Source organism: Nocardioides sp. CCNWLW216 (genome assembly GCF_037120545.1).
Lineage (GTDB): Bacteria > Actinomycetota > Actinomycetes > Propionibacteriales > Nocardioidaceae > Nocardioides > Nocardioides lianchengensis.
In genome coordinates this window covers 595,776-614,571 of record NZ_JBBBBJ010000002.1, presented here as the reverse complement: position 1 = coordinate 614,571, position 18,796 = coordinate 595,776, and the positions used below count along the sequence as shown (strand labels likewise).

Annotated in this window: 26 protein-coding genes; 18 read left to right on the top strand and 8 right to left on the bottom strand. The window is 72.8% G+C overall.

What is annotated here, in order from left to right:
• The first annotated feature begins 100 nt into the window (after window positions 1-100).
• The 3 genes from V7S47_RS07480 (at window position 101) to V7S47_RS07470 (ending at window position 2,412) form a co-directional block, all read left to right on the top strand.
• Entirely contained in the window at window positions 101-604 is a 504-nt protein-coding gene (locus V7S47_RS07480) for an NfeD family protein (protein ID WP_336560985.1), read from the top strand.
• A 78-nt stretch (window positions 605-682) separates the two neighbouring features.
• The gene (locus tag V7S47_RS07475; protein WP_336560984.1) at window positions 683-2,191 is read left to right on the top strand and encodes a flotillin family protein; all 1,509 of its coding nucleotides are present in this window, start codon (window positions 683-685) and stop codon (window positions 2,189-2,191) included.
• A 50-nt stretch (window positions 2,192-2,241) separates the two neighbouring features.
• Complete coding sequence (locus V7S47_RS07470; RefSeq protein WP_336560983.1) at window positions 2,242-2,412, top strand: hypothetical protein; 171 nt, start codon at window positions 2,242-2,244, stop codon at window positions 2,410-2,412.
• A gap of 40 nt (window positions 2,413-2,452) precedes the next feature.
• On the opposite strand, the gene V7S47_RS07465 is transcribed toward V7S47_RS07470, so the two are convergent.
• Window positions 2,453-2,860 (bottom strand): VOC family protein, encoded by a 408-nt coding sequence (locus tag V7S47_RS07465; protein ID WP_336560982.1) that lies wholly within the window; start codon window positions 2,858-2,860, stop codon window positions 2,453-2,455.
• Between the two features lie 90 nt (window positions 2,861-2,950).
• Between V7S47_RS07465 and V7S47_RS07460 the strand changes: the two genes are divergently transcribed.
• Together V7S47_RS07460 and V7S47_RS07455 are read left to right on the top strand one after the other, a co-directional pair.
• Window positions 2,951-3,634, top strand: coding sequence for a SprT-like domain-containing protein (locus V7S47_RS07460; RefSeq protein ID WP_336560981.1), 684 nt, complete (start codon window positions 2,951-2,953; stop codon window positions 3,632-3,634).
• A gap of 133 nt (window positions 3,635-3,767) precedes the next feature.
• Complete coding sequence (locus V7S47_RS07455; RefSeq protein ID WP_336560980.1) at window positions 3,768-3,905, top strand: hypothetical protein; 138 nt, start codon at window positions 3,768-3,770, stop codon at window positions 3,903-3,905.
• A 14-nt stretch (window positions 3,906-3,919) separates the two neighbouring features.
• Here V7S47_RS07455 and V7S47_RS07450 read toward each other — a convergent pair whose 3' ends face one another.
• On the bottom strand, window positions 3,920-4,204 hold the full coding sequence (locus V7S47_RS07450; protein WP_336560979.1) for a transcriptional regulator: 285 nt from the start codon (window positions 4,202-4,204) through the stop codon (window positions 3,920-3,922).
• Window positions 4,201-4,662 carry a hypothetical protein gene (locus tag V7S47_RS07445; RefSeq protein ID WP_336560978.1) on the bottom strand — a complete coding sequence of 154 codons (462 nt, stop codon included), beginning with the start codon at window positions 4,660-4,662 and terminating at the stop codon, window positions 4,201-4,203. The genes V7S47_RS07450 and V7S47_RS07445 overlap by 4 nt, the downstream gene beginning before the upstream one ends.
• A gap of 85 nt (window positions 4,663-4,747) precedes the next feature.
• Here V7S47_RS07445 and V7S47_RS07440 point away from each other — a divergent pair, with 85 nt between their 5' ends.
• Together V7S47_RS07440 and V7S47_RS07435 are read left to right on the top strand one after the other, a co-directional pair.
• Complete coding sequence (locus V7S47_RS07440; protein ID WP_336560977.1) at window positions 4,748-5,212, top strand: hypothetical protein; 465 nt, start codon at window positions 4,748-4,750, stop codon at window positions 5,210-5,212.
• Between the two features lie 103 nt (window positions 5,213-5,315).
• Complete coding sequence (locus V7S47_RS07435; RefSeq protein ID WP_336560976.1) at window positions 5,316-7,178, top strand: hypothetical protein; 1,863 nt, start codon at window positions 5,316-5,318, stop codon at window positions 7,176-7,178.
• Here the strand turns inward: V7S47_RS07435 and V7S47_RS07430 are convergent.
• The gene (locus V7S47_RS07430) at window positions 7,162-7,785 is read right to left on the bottom strand and encodes a hypothetical protein (RefSeq protein WP_336560975.1); all 624 of its coding nucleotides are present in this window, start codon (window positions 7,783-7,785) and stop codon (window positions 7,162-7,164) included. The genes V7S47_RS07435 and V7S47_RS07430 overlap by 17 nt on opposite strands.
• Before the next feature lie 29 nt (window positions 7,786-7,814).
• Here V7S47_RS07430 and V7S47_RS07425 point away from each other — a divergent pair, with 29 nt between their 5' ends.
• The gene (locus tag V7S47_RS07425; RefSeq protein WP_336560974.1) at window positions 7,815-8,006 is read left to right on the top strand and encodes a hypothetical protein; all 192 of its coding nucleotides are present in this window, start codon (window positions 7,815-7,817) and stop codon (window positions 8,004-8,006) included.
• Here V7S47_RS07425 and V7S47_RS07420 read toward each other — a convergent pair.
• Both V7S47_RS07420 and V7S47_RS07415 read right to left on the bottom strand, forming a co-directional pair.
• Window positions 7,995-9,053, bottom strand: coding sequence for a hypothetical protein (locus tag V7S47_RS07420; protein WP_336560973.1), 1,059 nt, complete (start codon window positions 9,051-9,053; stop codon window positions 7,995-7,997). The genes V7S47_RS07425 and V7S47_RS07420 overlap by 12 nt on opposite strands.
• Before the next feature lie 111 nt (window positions 9,054-9,164).
• Window positions 9,165-10,334: a ScyD/ScyE family protein gene (locus tag V7S47_RS07415; RefSeq protein ID WP_336560972.1), complete on the bottom strand. Its 1,170-nt coding sequence runs from the start codon at window positions 10,332-10,334 to the stop codon at window positions 9,165-9,167.
• Window positions 10,335-10,503: 169 nt separating this feature from the next.
• On the opposite strand from V7S47_RS07415, the gene V7S47_RS07410 reads away from it, so the two are divergent.
• The 10 genes from V7S47_RS07410 (at window position 10,504) to V7S47_RS07365 (ending at window position 17,554) form a co-directional block, all read left to right on the top strand.
• On the top strand, window positions 10,504-11,493 hold the full coding sequence (locus V7S47_RS07410; RefSeq protein ID WP_336560971.1) for an aldo/keto reductase: 990 nt from the start codon (window positions 10,504-10,506) through the stop codon (window positions 11,491-11,493).
• Between the two features lie 8 nt (window positions 11,494-11,501).
• Complete coding sequence (gene rlmC, locus V7S47_RS07405) at window positions 11,502-12,626, top strand: 23S rRNA (uracil(747)-C(5))-methyltransferase RlmC (RefSeq protein WP_336560970.1); 1,125 nt, start codon at window positions 11,502-11,504, stop codon at window positions 12,624-12,626.
• A gap of 59 nt (window positions 12,627-12,685) precedes the next feature.
• Window positions 12,686-13,492, top strand: coding sequence for a hypothetical protein (locus V7S47_RS07400; protein WP_336560969.1), 807 nt, complete (start codon window positions 12,686-12,688; stop codon window positions 13,490-13,492).
• Window positions 13,489-13,839 carry a TraR/DksA family transcriptional regulator gene (locus V7S47_RS07395; protein WP_336560968.1) on the top strand — a complete coding sequence of 117 codons (351 nt, stop codon included), beginning with the start codon at window positions 13,489-13,491 and terminating at the stop codon, window positions 13,837-13,839. The genes V7S47_RS07400 and V7S47_RS07395 overlap by 4 nt, the downstream gene beginning before the upstream one ends.
• Complete coding sequence (locus tag V7S47_RS07390) at window positions 13,836-14,051, top strand: DUF2945 domain-containing protein (RefSeq protein WP_336560967.1); 216 nt, start codon at window positions 13,836-13,838, stop codon at window positions 14,049-14,051. Before V7S47_RS07395 ends, V7S47_RS07390 begins: the two co-directional genes overlap by 4 nt.
• Window positions 14,052-14,075: 24 nt before the next feature.
• Window positions 14,076-14,693, top strand: a complete 618-nt coding sequence (locus tag V7S47_RS07385; RefSeq protein ID WP_336560966.1) for an alpha/beta hydrolase — start codon at window positions 14,076-14,078, stop codon at window positions 14,691-14,693.
• A gap of 40 nt (window positions 14,694-14,733) precedes the next feature.
• Entirely contained in the window at window positions 14,734-15,156 is a 423-nt protein-coding gene (locus tag V7S47_RS07380) for a DUF4234 domain-containing protein (RefSeq protein ID WP_211753124.1), read from the top strand.
• 76 nt (window positions 15,157-15,232) lie between these two features.
• Entirely contained in the window at window positions 15,233-15,694 is a 462-nt protein-coding gene (locus V7S47_RS07375; protein ID WP_442945334.1) for a gluconokinase, read from the top strand.
• Window positions 15,691-17,079 (top strand): GntP family permease, encoded by a 1,389-nt coding sequence (locus V7S47_RS07370; protein ID WP_336560964.1) that lies wholly within the window; start codon window positions 15,691-15,693, stop codon window positions 17,077-17,079. The genes V7S47_RS07375 and V7S47_RS07370 overlap by 4 nt, the downstream gene beginning before the upstream one ends.
• Before the next feature lie 37 nt (window positions 17,080-17,116).
• Window positions 17,117-17,554 (top strand): hypothetical protein, encoded by a 438-nt coding sequence (locus V7S47_RS07365; protein WP_336560963.1) that lies wholly within the window; start codon window positions 17,117-17,119, stop codon window positions 17,552-17,554.
• On the opposite strand, the gene V7S47_RS07360 is transcribed toward V7S47_RS07365, so the two are convergent.
• Together V7S47_RS07360 and V7S47_RS07355 are read right to left on the bottom strand one after the other, a co-directional pair.
• A complete protein-coding gene (locus V7S47_RS07360; protein ID WP_336560962.1) occupies window positions 17,539-18,204 on the bottom strand; it encodes a hypothetical protein in 666 nt (221 codons plus the stop codon). The genes V7S47_RS07365 and V7S47_RS07360 overlap by 16 nt on opposite strands.
• A 63-nt stretch (window positions 18,205-18,267) precedes the next feature.
• Entirely contained in the window at window positions 18,268-18,786 is a 519-nt protein-coding gene (locus V7S47_RS07355; protein ID WP_336560961.1) for a hypothetical protein, read from the bottom strand.
• Window positions 18,787-18,796: the final 10 nt, after the last annotated feature.

The following is an 18,796-nucleotide window of genomic DNA, read 5'->3' as shown; positions in this document are numbered from 1 at the left end:
AAAAGCGACGACTGTCGGATAAGGGGTGGGGTATCCGGGTGCGAACCGCGCGGCGGCTGTGAAAGCATCGGGGCCCGTCGACGACAGGAGCTGAGCCGGCGTGACCGTCTTCCTCGTGATCGGGGTGATCGGCCTGGTGCTGCTGGCCGTCAGCCTGGTCCTCGGTGACCTGCTCGACGGCGTCGCCGACGCCCTGCCGGGCGACGTCTTCTCCACGGCCGTCATCGGTGCGTTCGTGGCGGCGACCGGCTTCGGCGGCGCGACCGCCGAGGCGGCCGGTGCGCCGGCCGTGGTGTCGCTGCCCGTCGGCATCGTCGCGGGCGTCGTCTTCGCCTGGTTCGCCGCCTGGCTGACCCGGCTGATCCGCGACGGCGGCAGTGATGCGACGCCGTCCGTCGACCACACCGTCGGCCAGGCCGGTCGGGTGGTCAGCGCGATCCCGGACGCCGGCCTCGGGACCGTCGACGTGCTGGTCGGCGGCAACCCGGTCCGGCTCAACGCGCGCTGCGACCAGCCCCTGGAGGCCGGCACCGAGGTCTACGTGACCACGGTGCTCTCGCCGACCGCCGTCGAGGTCGCCCCGGTGTGGCGTCCTCTCCCGTGATGTCCCCCCGGTGATGTCCCCCCCGGTCATGTCCCCCCGTGATGTCCCTGCCCTGACGACCCACCCGAAAGGCTCCCTATGACCGACCTGCTGATCCCCGTCGGCGGCCTCGTCCTGCTCCTCATCCTGCTCGTGCTCCTCGTGACCAGCCGCTACAAGGTCGCCGGGCCGAACCAGGCGTTCATCATCACCGGGCGCAAGGGCAAGGCGGTGCTGAACCCCGAGACCGGGCAGCTGAGCACGGACCTCTCCGGGCAGAAGGTCGTCCTCGGCGGTGGGGTCTTCGTCATCCCGTTCGTGCAGAAGCAGGCCACGATGGACCTGTCCTCACGGCGGATCTCGGTCCAGATCCGCGGGGCGGTCTCCGGTCAGGGCATCAAGCTGAACGTCGAGGGCGTCGCGATCGTCAAGGTCGGCGGCAACGCCGACCAGATCCGGCTCGCCGCGCAGCGCTTCCTCAGCCAGCAGCAGGACGTCGAGCCGTTCACCCAGGAGGTGCTCGCCGGTGCGCTGCGCTCGATCGTGGGCGGCCTGACGGTCGAGCAGATCATCCGCGACCGGGCGGCGTTCGCGCAGCGGGTGGCCGACGAGTCCGAGAACTCGCTGACCGGCCAGGGCCTGATCCTCGACACCTTCCAGATCCAGGACGTCACCGACGACGGCAGCTACCTGGCCGACCTCGGTCGGCCGGAGGCGGCCCGGGTCAGCCAGACCGCGCGGATCGCCGAGGCGAACGCGCGCCAGGCCGCCGAGCAGGCGCAGATCGCGGCCGAGCAGGAGATCGCCATCGCCCAGCGCACGCTGGCGCTGAAGCAGGCCGAGATCAAGGCCGAGACCGACGCGGCCTCCGCGCAGGCCGCGGCCGCCGGCCCGCTCGCCCAGGCCGACCGCGACCAGGCGATCCTGCTCGAGCAGGAGAAGGTCGCCGTACGACAGGCGGCGCTGACCGAGCGGAAGCTCGAGACCGAGGTGCGCAAGCCTGCGGACGCCGAGCGCTACAAGGTCGAGCAGGAGGCCGAGGCCAAGCGGTCGGCCGAGATCGCGGCCGCCGACGCCCGCAAGGCCTCCACCATCGCGGCGGCCGAGGCCGAGGCTCAGCAGGCCCGGCTCTCCGGTGAGGCCGAGAAGGCCCGCCGGGCCGCGCTGGCCGAGGCGGAGGCGATCGAGGGTGCCCGGCGCGGTGAGGCGGAGAAGGCCCGGCGTACCGCCGAGGCGGACGCCACCCGCGCCGAGGGTGAGGCCCAGGCGGCCGCCACCCTCGCGGTCGGACAGGCCGAGGCCGAGGCGATGGACAAGCGGGCCGAGGCGTTCGCCAACTACAACGACGCCGCCGTCCTGCAGATGCTGATCGAGGTGCTGCCCCAGATCGCCAGGGAGGTCGCTGCGCCGATCAGCGCCATCGACCAGCTCACCGTCATCTCCCCGGACGGCGCGGGGGCGCTGCCGCGGCAGGTCAACGACAACATCGTGCAGACCCTCTCGATGCTCAAGACCTCGACCGGTCTGGACCTCGAGGCGCTCGTGAAGACCGCGGTCGGCAAGGCGGCCGGCGCTCCGGCCGAGGTGTCGTCGGCGCCGACCGACTGATTCCGGGAGTTCTGCCCCACCCCACCCTCTCGTCAGGCTAGCCTTGACGAATGGGAGAGGTGAGGCAGCGGGGCGACGTCGCGGAGCACCCGCTGGTGGTGGCCCGCCGGGTGTGGCGCAGCCTGTCCGAGGACGAGCGGCGGACCCGTCTCGAGCGGCTGCGCGATCAGCAGCGCGCGGCTGTCGAGGACGACGTACGACGGTTGCGTCCCAATCACTGACCCGGTCGCTGACCCGGTCGCTGACCCGGTTGCGGTCGGATCAGGCGGGTTGGGCGATGTTGACCAGCCAGATCACGCCGAAGCGGTCCTGGACCTGGCCGAACACGTCGCCCCACATCTGCTTCTCCAGCGGCACGTGCACCGCGCCGCTGTCGGCGAGGGCCTCGAACCAGCCGCGCAGCTCGGCCTCGTCGTCCCCGCTGAGGCTGAGGTTGGAGGCGTTGCCGCGGACCAGCGACTCGCCCGGGGCGCCGTCGGAGGCCATCAGGGTGATCCCGCCCGGGTTGCTGACCTGACCGTGCATCACCTGGGTCGCCAGGTCGCCCTCGGTGCCCATGTCGCCGTAGGTCATCACGTGGAGCTCGCCGCCGAAGAGCGAGTGGTAGAAGGTCAGCGCCGCGCGGGCGTCACCGTCGAAGTGCAGGTAGGGGTTCAGGATGCTCGTCATGGCTGGTCAGACTGCCGGGACGGGATGAACTCATCGCGACGTCGGGGGTGGTCCCGGACGATGTCGGTGGGGACGGTTAGCGTCCTGCCCGTGGACCTCGACGAGGCGGCCCGGATGGGCCGGGCGCTGATGGCCGAGCACGGCCTGCGCGGCTGGACCCTGGTCTTCGACCGGGCCAAGCGGCGCGCCGGGATCTGCCGCTACGACCGCCGTCAGATCGGACTGAGCGCCCCGCTCACCGAGCTGCACGACGAGGCCGACGTGCGCGACACCGTGCTCCACGAGATCGCCCACGCCCTGGTCGGCGTCCGGCACGGCCACGACGCCGTGTGGCGCGCGACCGCGCGGCGGATCGGGTGCAGCGGCGAGCGCTGCGTGAGCCGTGAGGCGCCCGAGCTGGAGGGCGCCTGGGTCGGCACCTGCCCCGCCGGTCACCGCGTCACCCGGCACCGCCGTCCCGACCGGCCCGCAGCCTGCCGCCGCTGCGGTCCGACCTTCGACCTCGCCCATCTGCTCGCCTGGACCCATCACGGCGAGACCGTGGCGATGTCGCCGGCCTACGAGACCCAGCTGCGCCGGCTCCGCGCCCGCCCCGTCCCGGCCGCGCACCCGGCCGTGGTGCTGCGCCCGGGGGAGCGGGCCCGGGTGGTCGCCCAGGGGCGCTACCACGGCACGGTCGGCTCGGTCGTCAAGCGCGGGCGCACCCGCTACCACCTGCACACCCCGATCGGCGTCCTGACCGTCCCGTTCGAGCTGGTCGAGCGCGCCCCCTGAGCGTCGGGCGGGGGTGCGCCCCCACCGAAAGACGGATTCCCGAACGGTCTGGTCCAGACAAAAGTCGGATGCGGGAAGGACCGGCCGATGCCTACCGTTGTGGCAGTCAACCAGGGGATGGAGGTCTCGATTCATGAAGCAGCAGCTCGCGGTGCGTCGGCTGTCGTGGCACGCCCTCAGCGACGAGGAGAAGCAGGAGCGCCTCGCCGAGGTCCGCCTCCGGCACCAGGTCCAGATCGAGCGTGAGGCCCGGCGGTTGCGCCAGCGCTGAGCCAACCGGACGGCTCAGCCGTCCAGGATCGCCGCCAGCGCCCGACGATGTCGGTCGTAGGCCGCCCGCCCCGTCCGAGTGATGCGGTACGTCGTGGTCGCGCCGCGACCGCGCCCGTCCTTGCGGACCTCGACGTAGTCCGCCCTCTCCAGGGTGGCCATCTGCTTCGACAGGTCGGAGTCGGAGACGCCGAGGTGCTCGCGGAGGAACGGGAAGGTCACGGTGGTCGCGGTCGACAGCACCGCCATCGCGGCGAGTCGCTTGGGTGCGTGGATGACCGGGTCGAGGTCCTCGATCACGCCAGCCGCGCCCGGGTCCGCTCGGCCGCGCCGGCGAAGGCTCGCTCGTAGAGCGCCAGGCCCGTCGTGACCAGGACGAGGGCGACGCCGCCGGCGGCCACGTACCCGACCAGCCACCAGGTCGCCCCGACCAACACGAACACCGAGACGACGCCCACGAAGTACCGGACGAACGCGGGTCGGAACTCGGCGGGCGCCCGGCGCAGGGAGGGGAAGGCTCCGTGGTATCGGACGTACCAGCCCAGGAAGGCCGACTCGATCGCGACCAGGGCCACGATCCCGACGGCGGCCACCGGGTGGTCCTGGGCGAGCCCCATGGTCAGCACCAGGGCAGCGGCCCACGCTCCCGCGGCGGGCGGGTACCACCACGGCGTGGGCGGGTAGTCGACGTACGGCGCGGCCTCCGCGCGCTCGGCGATGCGGCGTGCCTCGTGCGGGTCGAGCTGATCGCTTTCCATGTCGGAAACCGTACGTCGCACTTTCCGGTCTGGCAAGTGATGCCCGGTGCAGCGGCCGTCACCCGGACGCCGTACCGTCGTCCCCGTGGCTGATGCGGACTACTGCGAGCTCTGTGACCTCCCGCTGAGCCAGTGCGTGCACGGCCGGCCCGAGCCGGTCCCGCCGCCGGCTCCGGCCCCCGCTCCGCGGACACCCCGGGTCAAGGCACCGCCGCGGGTCCCCGGCACCCGGGCGGCGGCCGCGCCGGTCCGCTCGACCGCCCCGCGGAAGTGGACCTCGCCCGAGGAGCTGCGACCGGCCATCCTGGCGACCCTGCAGGACGCCGGGGGCGAGCTGGACGCGGAGGACGTCTTCGAGCAGCTCGAGGAGCGGATCGGCGAGCGGTTGCGACCCGGCGACCGTGAGACCAACCCGCAGGGCGAGCTGCGGTGGCGCGCGGCCGCCCGCAAGGCGCGCAAGGCACTGATGGACGACGGTCTGGTCGACGCAGCCCCCGGCGTATGGCGGCTCAGCGACCTGGGCCGGCGGACGGTCACGCCCGAGGCCTGAAGCCCGAGGGCCGGCCGGCACTGGCCTGGACCAGTCGGTGAACCTTCGGTGCCGCTTCGCGGGTTCGCCCGCGCCGTCGTACGACGCGTGACACGCTCCGCGCGTGCCTGAGACCCCCCGCTCCGACGCTTCCGTTCCCGACCACGCCACCGGCGCTGCCGAGGTCCTAGAGTCCGGCGGCGGTGGCCGCTTCATCCGCGAGCCGCGCGCGCCCCGCCCCGGACGACGGAAGCGCTGGCTCCTGACCGGCGGCGGCCTGCTCGGCGTCGGCGCGATCACGGCGGCCGCCTTCGGGGCCTACTGGTACTCCAGCACGGGTCCGCAGCCGGCCGAGGCGCTGCCCGCCGGCGTCCTGGGGTACGCCGCGATCGACCTCGACCCGTCGGGGGAGCAGAAGCTGGCGGCGCTCGACGTGCTGAAGAAGGTCCCGTCGCTCTCGAAGGAGCTCGACCTCGGCGGCAACCCCGCGAGCGTCGACGTGACGCACACCGTGCTCGACGCCGTGCTGAAGTCCGAGGGCTGCGACGTCTCGGCCGACGACGTCACCGACTGGCTGGGCGACCGGGGTGCGATCGCCGCGCTGCCGAACGGCGAGGAGCCGACCGTCGTGGTCGTCGCTCAGCTGGCCGACGCCGACGCCGCCCGCGACGGGCTCTCCGAGCTGGCGGCCTGCGGCGGAGCGGAGGACGAGATCGGCTTCGACATCGACGGCGAGTGGGCCGTGGTGGCGGAGGACCAGAAGACCGTGGACCGGGTGGTCGCCGACCGCGAGAAGGGCACCCTCGCCGAGGACGCCGACTTCCAGAAGTGGACCGAGGCGGCCGGCGACCCCGGCGTCGTGCACCTGTACGCCGCCCCCGAGGCCGGCGCCTGGTACGCCGACACCGTCGGCGCGATGGTCACGGAGTTCCACGCCGACTTCGATGCCGAGGTCGACGATGAGATGAGCGCGGCCTACGCCGAGGTGGAGAAGAAGTGCCCCTACCCCGACGAGCTGATGACCGACGAGGAGGTCGACGAGAAGCGGCTCGAAGCCCTCATGGAGGAGTGGTCGGCGTGCGCCGACCCGCTCTACGCCGAGCTGAACGAGCAGCAGGAGGAGGAGCAGGAGCAGCAGGAGGAGCAGGAGCCGGCCACGCCGGAGCCGTCGCCCGAGGTCCTCGCCCTCCAGGAGCGGCTGCGTGCGTTCGAGGGCGCGGCGGTCACGCTGCGCTTCGACGGCGGCGCGGTCGAGGTCGAGACCGCGGGTGACCTGAGCGTGCTGGGGCCGCAGTCCTTCGGCGGTCCCGGAGCAGGCGAGGCGCTGCGCGCGCTGCCGGCCGACACCGCGGTCGCCTACTCCGCCGGCTTCGGCGAGGGCTGGTTCGACGTCCTCCTGGACGGCGCGATGTCGCCCTTCACGGGGTTCGGCCTCTTCCTGAGTCCGGAGGACCTGGTCGAGGAGCTGGAGAAGGCCACCGGTCTCCGGCTCCCCGAGGACACCGAGCTGCTCACGGGACGCACGCTCGCCTTCGCGCTGTCCGGCGGGACCGACGTCGCCGCCTTCGAGTCCGGCGACCTCGGCGACATCGCCGGCGGACTGACGGTCTCGGGCGACCCCGCGCCGCTGGTCGACCTGCTCGACCGGGTCACGCCGAAGGTGCCGGCCGAGGGGCGCGAGCTCCTCGCGTCCAGCTCGGGCGACGACGCGCTCGCGGTCGGGCCGAACGACGCCTGGCGCGACCGGCTGCTGTCCGAACACGGGCTGGGCGACGTCGACGGGTTCGACGAGGTGGTCGAGCACGCCGACGACGCGAACGCCGCGTTCTACCTCGACCTGGACGCGATCCGGGACTGGCTGCCGTCGGTGTTCGAGGGCGACGACGAGATGGTCGACGACCTGGCCGCCTTCGCCCGGATCGGCGGCTCCACCTGGGAGTCCGACGGGGCCGACCACGGATTGCTGCGGGTCACGACGAGGGACTGATCCGGATCTCCTCGCTGAGCCGGGCACCGAGCCGCAGGTCCAGGTCGTCGCCGGACCAGAACCGGCCCGGGTCGTAGGAGTTCGTCGGCGGCCAGTCGTCGAGCAGCCCCATGGCGGAGTACGCCGCGGCCACCACCTCGGCGCAGTACGTCGTCTCCGCCGGCGCGACCAGGTGGGCCCGGCCGCGCAACCAGCGGCCGGCCAGCGCGGCCGTCGCGGGGAACGGCGTGCCGTCCAGGCGCGCGACCGTGCGGAGCGCGGCGTCCTCCATCGCCCGGGTCACCTCGCCCGTCGGCGGTACGTCGAGCTGCCGCAGCCACCCGTGCTGCTCGTAGCGGCCGGTCCACTGCACCACCGCCTCGCGCAGGTCGTGCAGCTGGGCGCCGCGCTGGTGCTTGCCGGCCCACACGTCGAGCAGGCCCCTGCCCAGCTCGGCGTGCCACATCAGCGGCGGCAGGTCGTCGATCACGATCGCCATGCCGACGTGGTTGACCGGCGCATTGGTCAGCACCCGGATAGCGTGGTCGGCGGCGGAGCGGCCGCGGAACAGCCACAGGTCGCCCGTGCGCGTCAGGTCGACGGCCTCGTCCAGGGACAGGTCGCTCATCGACGCTCGATCATGGAAGGGAGCTCCTCGTGAAGCTGTGGAAGGTGCTCGGCATCGCCGGCGTGGCGGGAGTCGCCGCCACCGGCGCCATCATCGCGCGCGGACAGCGTCAGCGTGCGCAGGTCACGCCGGAGCAGGTCCGCGCCCAGCTCCACGAGAGGCTGGGCGAGTCCGCGCGAACAGATGGGACGGGTCTACGCGACGCCGGCTCAACGACCTGACTGGTCTCGGAACATCATGCGGGCGTCGTAGCGCAGACGCACGCGGCGGATGGTGTAGGAACGCCACCCGGTCACGCGAACCGTCACCCGGAAGGTCGTCGGGCTCACGCGCCGACCTGTCTTGGTCACTGTCCCCCTGTCACAGCAGTTGTTCCTGCCGGACACTCTCCACTTCAGGCCTCGCGCCTTCTTGTGCACCCGGAAGTCGAAGACCGCCTCTGCGTAAGCGCCGTTCCAGCAGTCGAGTGTGAGCTCGCCCTCGGACCGACTCTTGAAACAGTTGCCTTTGACCGTGCGCCTCGTGGCGCTGGCCCCGGCGTAGTCGTACGTGCGCGTCCCCGGCATCCGTCCGTGTCGCACGCGAAGGTTCTTGATTTGCTGGACGGTGACTCCGTCCTCGTTCGTGGCAGTGATCCGAACCCGGTACTGGCCGACGCGGACCCGGCCGTCGGTACGCCCCTTCCAGGTCCAGTAGCCGATCCAATCGTGTCGGGAGGCGACGACCTCCCCACGGGAGTTGACGATGTCGACACGGACCCGGTCCTCGTAGTTGGCGACATCCCACTGGATCTGAACCTCGTCCTTGTAGCCGTCAACGACAGCCGGCCAGATGGTGGTCTCTGACAACGAGAAGCTATCGATCACGGGTCGAGGTGCTGGCGGTCGGACGCGAAAGCCGTTGCCCGTGATGAATTCGGTCTCGTTGCCGGGGTCCGTGCTCGTCCCGGTGAAGAGGTTGGCGTGGTAGTCCCAGCCCGCACAGGTGAGAGCCGGGAAGGTGAGGGTGACGCGTCGGGCCGTGCCGTCGTGGACGAAGTCGACCCACCGGTAATAGCGAGAGTCGCAGCCGAAGACCAGCAGGTGGTAGTTGCCGGCCGGCTCGTTCATCTGGACCGAGAACGTCGTGAACCCAGTGACAACGGTTCCCCCGTCCACGGGGTTGACGACCGCAGTGCCAGTCACTGCCTGCGCCGGCACTGCGGGCGTCAACCCACAGACGACAGCGATCGCCATGATCGTGACCACCAAGTAACGCCGCATCTTCACCCTCTGCCGCTGACTCCGGAACGGGGAACCTTAACTCCGTGCCTAGCGGTCCCGCGGGGAATCTGCTGATCCGCTCGGGAAGATCCGAGCACTCGTTGAGGAACGCGGTCTTTACCGGCGGCGGTGCCGTCGCTGGTGGCCGAGGTCCATCTTCAGCTTGCTCAACGACCCGGGACCGAAGACCGGCCCGGTGAGGTACGCCGTACGGCCGGTGACGTCGACGCCGCCCGGGGTGATGAGCGCGCCCGGCGCCAGCTCCTTCGCGCGGACCCCGTGACGGGACCGCTGGAGGGCGTGCAGCTCGCCCTCCTCGGCGCCGGGCACGCCCAGCTCGACGGCCAGCCAGCTGAGCTTCGAGAGCGAGAGTGCGTAGACCGTGCCGCGGTCGTCGGTCGCGAGGTCGACGATCGAGGTCAGCCCGTCGGAGAACCGCTTGCAGGCCCCCCGGTACGGCGCCTCCGGGTCGCAGACGGCCCCCGTGGCCCCGGGCCTGATCCGCCACACCTGCGAGGTGCCCGGCGTGGCCGGGAACCCGCGCAGCTCGCCGACGTAGATGGAGCCGTCGCGGCCGACCGCGACGGACGTCGCCACGCCCTCGGACGGGATCGGCGTGCCGGCCGGCGGCAGCGGGCTGCCGTCCGGGCCTGTCGGCGGCAATCCGTCCGGCACCTCGACCGTGCGCGGCTTGATCCGGGCGACCGTGGTGATGGTGCCGTCCTGGGCGACCTTCAGCACGTCGTTCCCGGCGGCGTCGGCGACCAGGACCGAGCCGTTGCGGAGCACGGCCAGGCCGAACGGGTTGCTGTCCTCGGGGAGGTCCTCCAGGTCGTAGGGGTCCGGGTCGGTGGCCTGGTAGGCCGCGATGTCGGCCACGGCGACCGGGGCGTCGTACCCGGGGCGCCACTTGAAGAGCGTCGCCGAGCCGGGGACCGGCGGGCTGCCGGGCTCGCCGGCGGCGCCGGTGAGGACGTAGACGGTGCCGCGCCTGCCGGCCGCCACGGCGGGGGCGAAGCCGGGCGCGACGCTGCCGAGCGGGATCACCCGCGCGCGCTTGCGGTGACGCTCCACGACCAGGCTGAACGAGCCGTCGGACTCGGTGACCAGGGTGCGGCCCCGGCCGAGCGCGTCGACGCCGCGCGGGCCGTCGAGCGAGGTGACGGGCCGGAGCGAGGAGGCGTGATGGTGGCCGCCGTGCCCGGGCGGTCCGGCCGGCGCGGGAGCGGGCGCCAGGGCGACGAGGGACAGGGTGGCGGCGCTGGCCGCAGCGATCAGGTGACGCACGAGGACCTCCGGGGGTGGGGGACGAGCGGGTCGGAGTCGGCCCTCGATCCAGCGAAGCCCCGTGCCACAGCGCTGTCATCGCCAGAATTGACGCATCGTGGTCGTCCCCGGATGCGTCGTCCCTTCCGCCGACCCGCAGAATGGGGGCCGGACTCTCGAAGGGACGCAGATGGAGCACAGGAGGCTCGGCCGCACCGGCCGGGACGTGTCGGTGATCGGGCTCGGCACGTGGCAGCTGGGGGCTGACTGGGGCGAGGTGACCGAGGCCGACGCGACGGCGGTGCTGGAGGCCAGCGTCGAGGCCGGCGTGACCTTCTTCGACACCGCCGACGTCTACGGCGACGGCCGCAGCGAGCAGGTGATCGGTCGCTTCATCGCCGGTCGCGACGACATCACCGTGGCCACCAAGATGGGCCGCCGGATGGACCAGGTCCCGGCCAACTACGTGATGGACAACTTCCGCGCCTGGACCGACCGCTCGCGCCGCAACCTCGGCGTCGACACCCTCGACCTGGTCCAGCTGCACTGCCCGCCGAGCGCGACGATCGACGACGACGCGACGTACGACGCCCTCGACACGCTGGTCGCCGAGGGCGCGATCGCGTCGTACGGCGTCAGCGTCGAGACCGTCGACCAGGCCCTCAGCGCCATCGCGCGGCCGCACGTCGCGAGCATCCAGATCATCCTGAACGCGTTCCGGCTCAAGCCGCTCGACGCCGTCCTGCCGGCCGCGCGCGAGGCCGGTGTCGGCATCATCGCCCGGGTGCCGCTGGCCTCCGGACTGCTCAGCGGCAAGTACGACGAGCGCACGACGTTCGCCGCCGACGACCACCGCACCTACAACCGCGACGGCAGCGCCTTCGACGTCGGCGAGACGTTCTCGGGCGTCGACTACGCGGCCGGGGTGGCCGCGGCCCGCGAGTTCACGCAGCTGGTCGCCGAGCACGGGCCGGCCGACGCGACCGCGGCCCAGGTCGCGCTCGCCTGGGTGGCCCAGCTCGACGGCGTCTCGACCGTGATCCCGGGCGCCCGCAACACCGACCAGGCGCGGGCCAACGCGGCCGCGGGCTCGCTGCCCGCGCTCGCCCCCGAGCTGCTGGACGGGGTGACCCGCCTCTACGACACCTACTTCCGCGAGGCGATCCACGACCGCTGGTAGGACCCGTCATGCAGTGCGACTACTTCGACGCCGGCGCCTGCCGGTCGTGCACCTGGATGGGCCAGGCGTACGACGGGCAGGTCGCGGCGAAGCAGGCGCGCAACGCGGAGCTGCTCGCCCCGTGGCCCGGGACGGTCTGGCTGCCGCCGGTCACCAGCCCGGAGTCGGGGTTCCGCAACAAGGCCAAGATGGTCGTCGCCGGGACGGTCGAGGCGCCCACGCTGGGCATCCTCGACCGGGCCGGCGGCGGCGTCGACCTGCGCGGCTGCGGCCTGCACGACCCGCGGCTGGCCGACGCGATGCCGGTCCTCGCCGCGTTCGTCACCCGCGCCGCGCTCACGCCGTACGACGTCCCGCAGCGCAGCGGCGAGCTGAAGCACCTGATCGTCACGGTCTCGCCCGACGGCGGCCTGATGGTCCGGTTCGTGCTGCGCTCGACGGAGTCGGTGGCCCGGATCCGCAAGCACCTCCCGTGGCTGGCCGAGCAGCTGCCGCTGGAGGTCGTGTCGGTCAACCTGCAGCCGGCGCACAAGGCGGTGCTGGAGGGGGAGCGAGAGGAGCTGCTGGTCGGCTCGACCCTGCCGATGCGCACCGGCGACGTGCTGCTGCAGCTGCGCCCGCAGAGCTTCTTCCAGACCAACGGCCACGTCGGGGCCGAGCTCTACCGGCAGGCCGCGGCCTGGGTGGCCGACCTCGCCCCGGCCACGGTCTGGGACCTCTACTGCGGCGTCGGCGGCTTCGCCCTCCACCTCGCCGCTCCCGGGCGTCGGGTCACCGGCGTCGAGATCAGCGAGGAGGCGGTCAGCAGCGCGCGGACCAGCGCGGCCGAGCTGCCCGACGTCGCCTTCGTCGCCGCCGACGCGACCGCCTGGGCGCCGGCCCAGCCGGCGGCGCCGGACCTGGTCGTCGTGAACCCGCCCCGCCGCGGCATCGGCCCCGAGCTGGCCGGCTGGCTGGAGTCGTCGGGCGTGCCGCACGTGCTCTACTCCAGCTGCAACGCCGTCACGCTCGCCAAGGACCTGGCCGCGATGCCGTCGTACCGCCCGGTCACGGGTCGGCTGCTCGACATGTTCCCCCAGACCGCGCACTTCGAGGTGGTCACGCTGCTGGAGCGGGTGGGCCGGCGAACGTGACGCGACCGACGTCCTGAGGAGTCGGGGTCGGGGGGTGCCGGTCGGTACCGTCGAAAGGGATGACTGACGCACCACCTGACCCGGACCCGAAGCTCGACATCGACTGGCTGAAGACCCTCGCGGGCGCCCTCGCCGCGGTCACCACCGCGGTGCTGCTCTCCACCCTCGGCGCCGCCGGCACCCTCGTCGGCGCGGCCCTGGGCAGCGTCGCGGCCACCGTCGGCACGGCCCTCTACACGCGCGGCCTCGCCACCAGCCGGGAGCAGGTCGCGCGGGTCCAGGGGAGCGCCCTGCAGAAGGTCGGCATCGCCCAGGCGGAGGTACGACGGGCCGCGCGCCGCCAGGACGACGCCCCGGCCGTCGAGGCTCACCTCGAGCACGCCGACGAGCAGCTGGCCGAGGCCCGGCAGGACCTCGACGCGGTGAAGGAGCGGCCTCGGACCGGACTGCCCTGGAAGCGGATCGGCCTGCTCGCCGCGGGGACCTTCGTCGCGGTGGTGCTGGCGCTGAGCGCGTTCGAGCTGCTCGGCGGCAAGCCGGTGTCGTCGTACACCGGCGGGACGGACGGCAGCGGCGGAACCTCCTTCAGCCGGCTCACCGGCTCGGGCGGGCAGTCCCAGGACGACGACCGGGGGGACCAGAAGCGGCCGGACCGGGGCGACCAGGACCAGGACGACGACCAGCCGGTCGAGCCGTCCGACGACCCCACGCCGACCCCGAGCGGCGAGCCGACCGAGGCGGAGCCCTCCGAGACGCCGAGCGAGACCCCGTCGCAGAGCCCCACGCCGACCCCGTCGGAGACGCCGGCGCCGAGCGGCTCGACCTCACCGTCCCCGTCCGCTCCCAGCACGAGCCCCGGCGGATGACCGACCCCGCCGAGCGACTCCGGGCCGAGCGCGACGTCGTCGTACGGCGCCTCGCCGCGTTGCGGGGCGACTTCGGCGGGATGGTCGAGGCGTCCCGCGACTCGAACGCCGACGACGAGCACGACCCCGAGGGCCAGACGATCGCCTTCGAGCGCTCCCAGCTCGACACCCTGATCCGGCAGGCGCTGGCCCGTCTGGAGGAGGTCGACACGGCGCTGGCCCGGGTGGCCGACGGCAGCTACGGGACCTGCGCGACGTGCCGTCGAGCGATCCCCGAGGAGCGGCTGGAGGCCCGACCCGCGGCCGCGACGTGCGTCGACTGCGCTCGGGGTACCCGCAGGACATGAGCGCGAAGAGCTTCCGCCAGGGCGACGAGGTCGAGTGGGACAGCCACGGTGGCACGGCCGTCGGCAAGGTGGAGAAGAAGATCACCAGCGACACCGAGGCCGGCGGCCGCACGGTCCGGGCCAGCGAGGAGGAGCCGCAGTACCTCGTCCGGAGCGAGAAGTCCGGCGGCACGGCCGTGCACAAGCCCGAGGCCCTGCGACGTCGGTCGTGAGGGTGTCGATCGCGAGGGCGCAGCGTGGCTGAGCCCCGGCTGGTCCCGGTCGCCGAACCACGTCGGCCCGAGGGGGCCGTCCTCGTGCTGCACGGCGGCGCCTCCCGCCCGGGCAACCCGATGGTCCAGCCCACCCAGCTGTCGGTCCTGCGGATGGTGCCGGTCGCCCGGCGCATCGCGCGGGCGACCCGCGGGCGGGTGGGGGTCTATCGGCTGCTCAACTCCCACCGCGGCTGGGACGCCGAGCACACGCCGGTGATGGACGCCCACTGGGCGCTCGGGGAGATCCGCGAGCGGCTGGGTCGGCGGCTGCCGACCTGCCTGGTCGGCCACTCGCTCGGCGGCCGGGCCGCGCTGCTGGCGGGCTCCGAGCCCGACGTCGTCGGCGTGGTGGCGCTGAACCCGTGGGTCTACCCGACCGACGGGGCCGACCTCCGGGGGCGGCGGGTGCTGGTCGTGCACGGGGACGCCGACCGGATCGCCAGCCCGCAGCGAGCGGCCGCGGTGGCCGAGCGGCTCGCCCGCACCACCGAGGTCGAGTGGCGCACGGTGCCCGGCGGCAAGCACGCGATGCTGCGCCACGGATCGGTCTTCGAGCGAGCAGCCGCCGAATTCGTCTCGGACGCGCTCTTACCCCGCTAGGGTTCGGCGAACTCTCGTCCCCTTCGCACCAGGAGCGACCATGTCCGATCCCCAGTACGCCGCCCCGCCGCCCCCGCCGTACGGCGGTGTCCCGACGGCCGGTCCCGTCGGCAAGATCCGCAGCACCGGCGTCTGCATCCTGCTGTTCATCGTCACCTTCGGCATCTACGGCTGGTTCTACTACTTCAAGACCCACGACGAGATGAAGCAGCACAGCGGCCAGGGCATCGGCGGCGCGATCGCGCTGATCCTCGCGATCTTCGTCGGCATCGTGAACCCCTACCTGCTGTCGTCCGAGGTCGGCAACCTGCGCAAGCTGCGCGGCCAGGACCCGAAGGTCAGCGGCATCACCGGCCTCTGGTACTTCCCCGGCATGTTCATCATCGTCGGCCCGATCATCTGGTTCGTGAAGACCAACGGCGCGCTGAACGAGTACTGGGAGTCGCAGGGCGCCACCGCCTGACGTCCCACCCGGATCACCCCGGATCACCCCGGCACCGGTCGTCTACGGTGTCGGGGTGACCCATCCCATCGTCGTCATGGGCGTCTCGGGCTCCGGCAAGTCCACCGTGGGGGCCGCCATCGCGCAGCGCCTCCGGGTGCCCTTCGCGGACGCGGACGACCTCCACCCCGAGGCCAACATCGCCAAGATGAGCCGCGGCGAGCCGCTCGACGACCACGACCGCTACCCGTGGCTGGAGACCGTCGGCGGCTGGCTGGCCGAGCACGCCGAGGGTGGCGTGATGAGCTGCTCCGCGCTGAAGCGGAAGTACCGCGACCAGCTCCGCCACCACGCCCCGGGCATCGAGTTCGTGCTCCTCACCGGCAGCCGCGAGGTGATCGAGCGCCGCCAGGCCGCCCGGCCCGGGCACTTCATGCCCGCCTCGCTGCTGACCTCCCAGCTGGCCACCCTGGAGCCGCTCGAGCCCGACGAGGGCGGCGTCGTCCTCGACGTCGCGCAGGGTGTCGACGAGATCGTGGAGGGGTACGTCCGGGCATGACCACAGCCGTGCTCCCGTTGGCCACCGGTGACATCTACGACCCGGTGGCGCCGGGCTGGCAGCTCGTCGTGGCCGCCCTCGGGGCGATCACCCTGCTGATCCTGCTGATCTCGGTCGCCAAGCTGCACCCGTTCCTGGCGCTGATCATCGGCGGCCTGACCGTCGGCATCGTCGCCGGCCAGAACGTCGGCGACGTGCTGACGACGTTCACCGAGGGCTTCGGCAGCACGACGGCCGGCGTCGGCATCCTGATCGCCCTGGGCGCGATGTTCGCCAAGCTGCTCGCCGACTCCGGTGGCGCCGACCAGATCGTCGACACCATCGTCGGTCGGTCGAGCACGCGGATGCTGCCCTGGTCGATGGCGGCCGTGGGTGCGATCATCGGCCTGCCGATGTTCTTCGAGATCGGCCTGGTGCTGCTGATGCCGGTCATCTACCTGGTCGCCCGCCGGGCCCAGGTCTCGCTGATCACCGTCGGCATCCCGGCGCTCGCCGGCCTCTCGGCGATGCACGGGTTCGTGCCGCCGCACCCCGGGCCGGTGGCGGCCGTCGACACCCTCGGCGCCGACCTCGGCGTGACCCTGGGGCTGGGCCTGCTGGTCGCCGTCCCGACCGTCATCGTGGCCGGCCCGCTCTTCGGCGCGGTCGCCGGGCGCTGGGTCGACGTCCCCGCCCCCGACACGTTCGAGGGGCGCGAGCAGGACGAGTCCGGGCCGCGGCCGTCGTTCGTCGTCACGATGTCGACGGTGATGCTGCCCGTCGTCCTCATGCTCGGCCGGGCGGTGACCGAGATCGTCGTCAACGACGAGGAGAACTCGTTCCAGCAGGTCATGGACGTGATCGGCGAGCCGGTCGTCGCCCTGCTCATCGCCGTCCTGGTCGCGATGTTCACCTTCGGCGTCGGCTCCGGCATGGACCTGAAGAAGGTCAGCGGCACCGTCGAGTCGGCCCTGCCGGGCATCGCCGGGATCCTGCTCATCGTCGCCGCCGGCGGTGGGTTCAAGGAGGTGCTGGTCCGCACCGGCGTCGGCACCCTGCTCGCCGACTGGGCCAAGGACGCCAACATCTCGGTCTACCTCCTGGCCTGGGTGGTGGCCGTGCTGATCCGGCTCGCGACCGGCTCGGCGACCGTCGCGACGATCACCGCGGCGTCGCTGATGCTGGGTCTGGTCGAGGGCATGTCCACCGCGGAGACCTCGCTGGTCGTGCTCGCGGTCGGCGCCGGCTCGGTGTTCTTCTCCCACGTCAACGACGCCGGGTTCTGGCTCGTCAAGGAGTACTTCAAGCTCTCCGTCGGCCAGACCATCAAGACCTGGTCGCTGATGGAGACGGTGCTCTCGGTCAGCGGCCTCGGGTTCGTGATGGTGCTGTCCCTGTTCGTGTGACGTCCGTGCGGGGTCGGGACGTCACGCGAGTCAACCCGTGCGCCGGCCCCTCGTTCCGCTGCTCGCCGCGCTCGCGGTGCTCCTCGACGCCGTCTGCGACGAGCAGGACGGCACCGAGGCCTTCGCCCTCCTGGTCCGGGCGGACGAGGCCTTCGTCGACCTGCTGCGCGACGCGTCCTCGCAGCGCAGCGCGACCTGGCGGTGGGACGGCGAGCTGACGCCCGACTCCGAGGGCAGCACGGGCGCGGCCCGGTTCGACCTCGCCGACCTCGACGTCGCCGTGCTCCGCTCGCTCGCCGACCGGGCGGAGGCGCAGGTCGAGGAGCCGACCGGCTGGACCGTCGACGTGTCCGGTCCCCGCGACCCCGCGGGCGACGCGATCCGGGTCTCGGTGCTGACCGCGCAGAGCGACTCCGCCGTACTGGTCGCCGCGCTCGACGGGACGGTCCGGCAGACCTCTCAGCCCAGCGCGTAGGTGTAGCGGCTGGTCGGCACCAGGTCGAGGTTGCGGTCGGCCCCGATCCGGGCCACGCTGCCCATCAGCAGCTCCAGCCGGCGGCCGAGCTCGGCGTCGTCGCCCCCGCTGCCGTAGAACGCGTGCATGTCGGTCATCCCGGCGCTGGGGAAGAGCTCCTCCACGAAGGCGCTGACGTACGGCGCGTCGGGGGTGACCGGCTCGACGACCACGTTCTGCAGGTAGCCGAAGGTCGCCTGGGTGCGGATCGCGATCGGCGTGTGGTCGACCATCCAGCGCCGCATCCACTCGGCCGTCTCCAGCTCGGCGGGCTTGCGGAGCACCGCCACGTTGGCCAGCGTGTCCGCCCGCTCGCCGTCGGCGACCTCGGGCGGGTCCAGCCGGCGCCGCTCGTCCACCGACCAGCCCGCGACCCGGTCGGCCGCGCCGGCCAGCAGCGCGGGGACCGCTGCGGGGTCGCCCTCGGTCCAGGTGCTCACCACCGCGCTGATCGGCTCGTCGGTGGGGATCCGCATCGCTGGCGCCACGTCGGCGTCGTCGAGGTTCAGCTGCAGCCGTCGTACGCCGGCCGCGGCCAGGTCGGTCCGCAGCGCGGCCTCGCGCAGCGCGGCGTGGTCGGCTCCCCACAGGGCGAGCATCAGCTTGGTCACCGGGCGAAACTAGAACGGATCCCCGGCCGCGGGGGAGCGCGTCCCGCTGACAGGACCGACCGCTCAGGCCGCGTCGGCCGGCAGCGGCCACACGTCGCGGTCGGTCGCGAGGTGCACGACCTCCAGGGCGACGCCGGTCGCGCGGGCGGCGCCGTACAGGGCGCGCGCCCAGGCGCGGTCCTCCGCGTCGACCCCGCCGCGCCCGGGGCGGGTCCGGAGGAAGGCGATCCGGGCCCCGGGCGTCACGTCGTCGAGGATCGCGCCGACGCCGGCGACCATCGAGAGCACCTCCTCGGGCGCCGGCACCCGGTGGCAGTCCTCGATCTGAGTGAGGTGCGGGAAGGCCCGATCGTCGGGGGTGACGGCCATGAACCACAGGCTCGGTCCGGAGAAGCCGAGCGGTCGCATCAGATGGCGCCAGGCCTCTTCGAGGTCGGCCTGGCAGGTGATCGTGGGGGTGTAGGTCATGGCGGCCACGCTGCCGTCGTACGGCGGCTCGCGCGACCGCTCCTCCACAGGTACGACGGACCCGGCGTGCGGGCACCCGACCGCGTCGGGGAGGGTGGGGGCATCTCGGAGCATGCTCGGATGC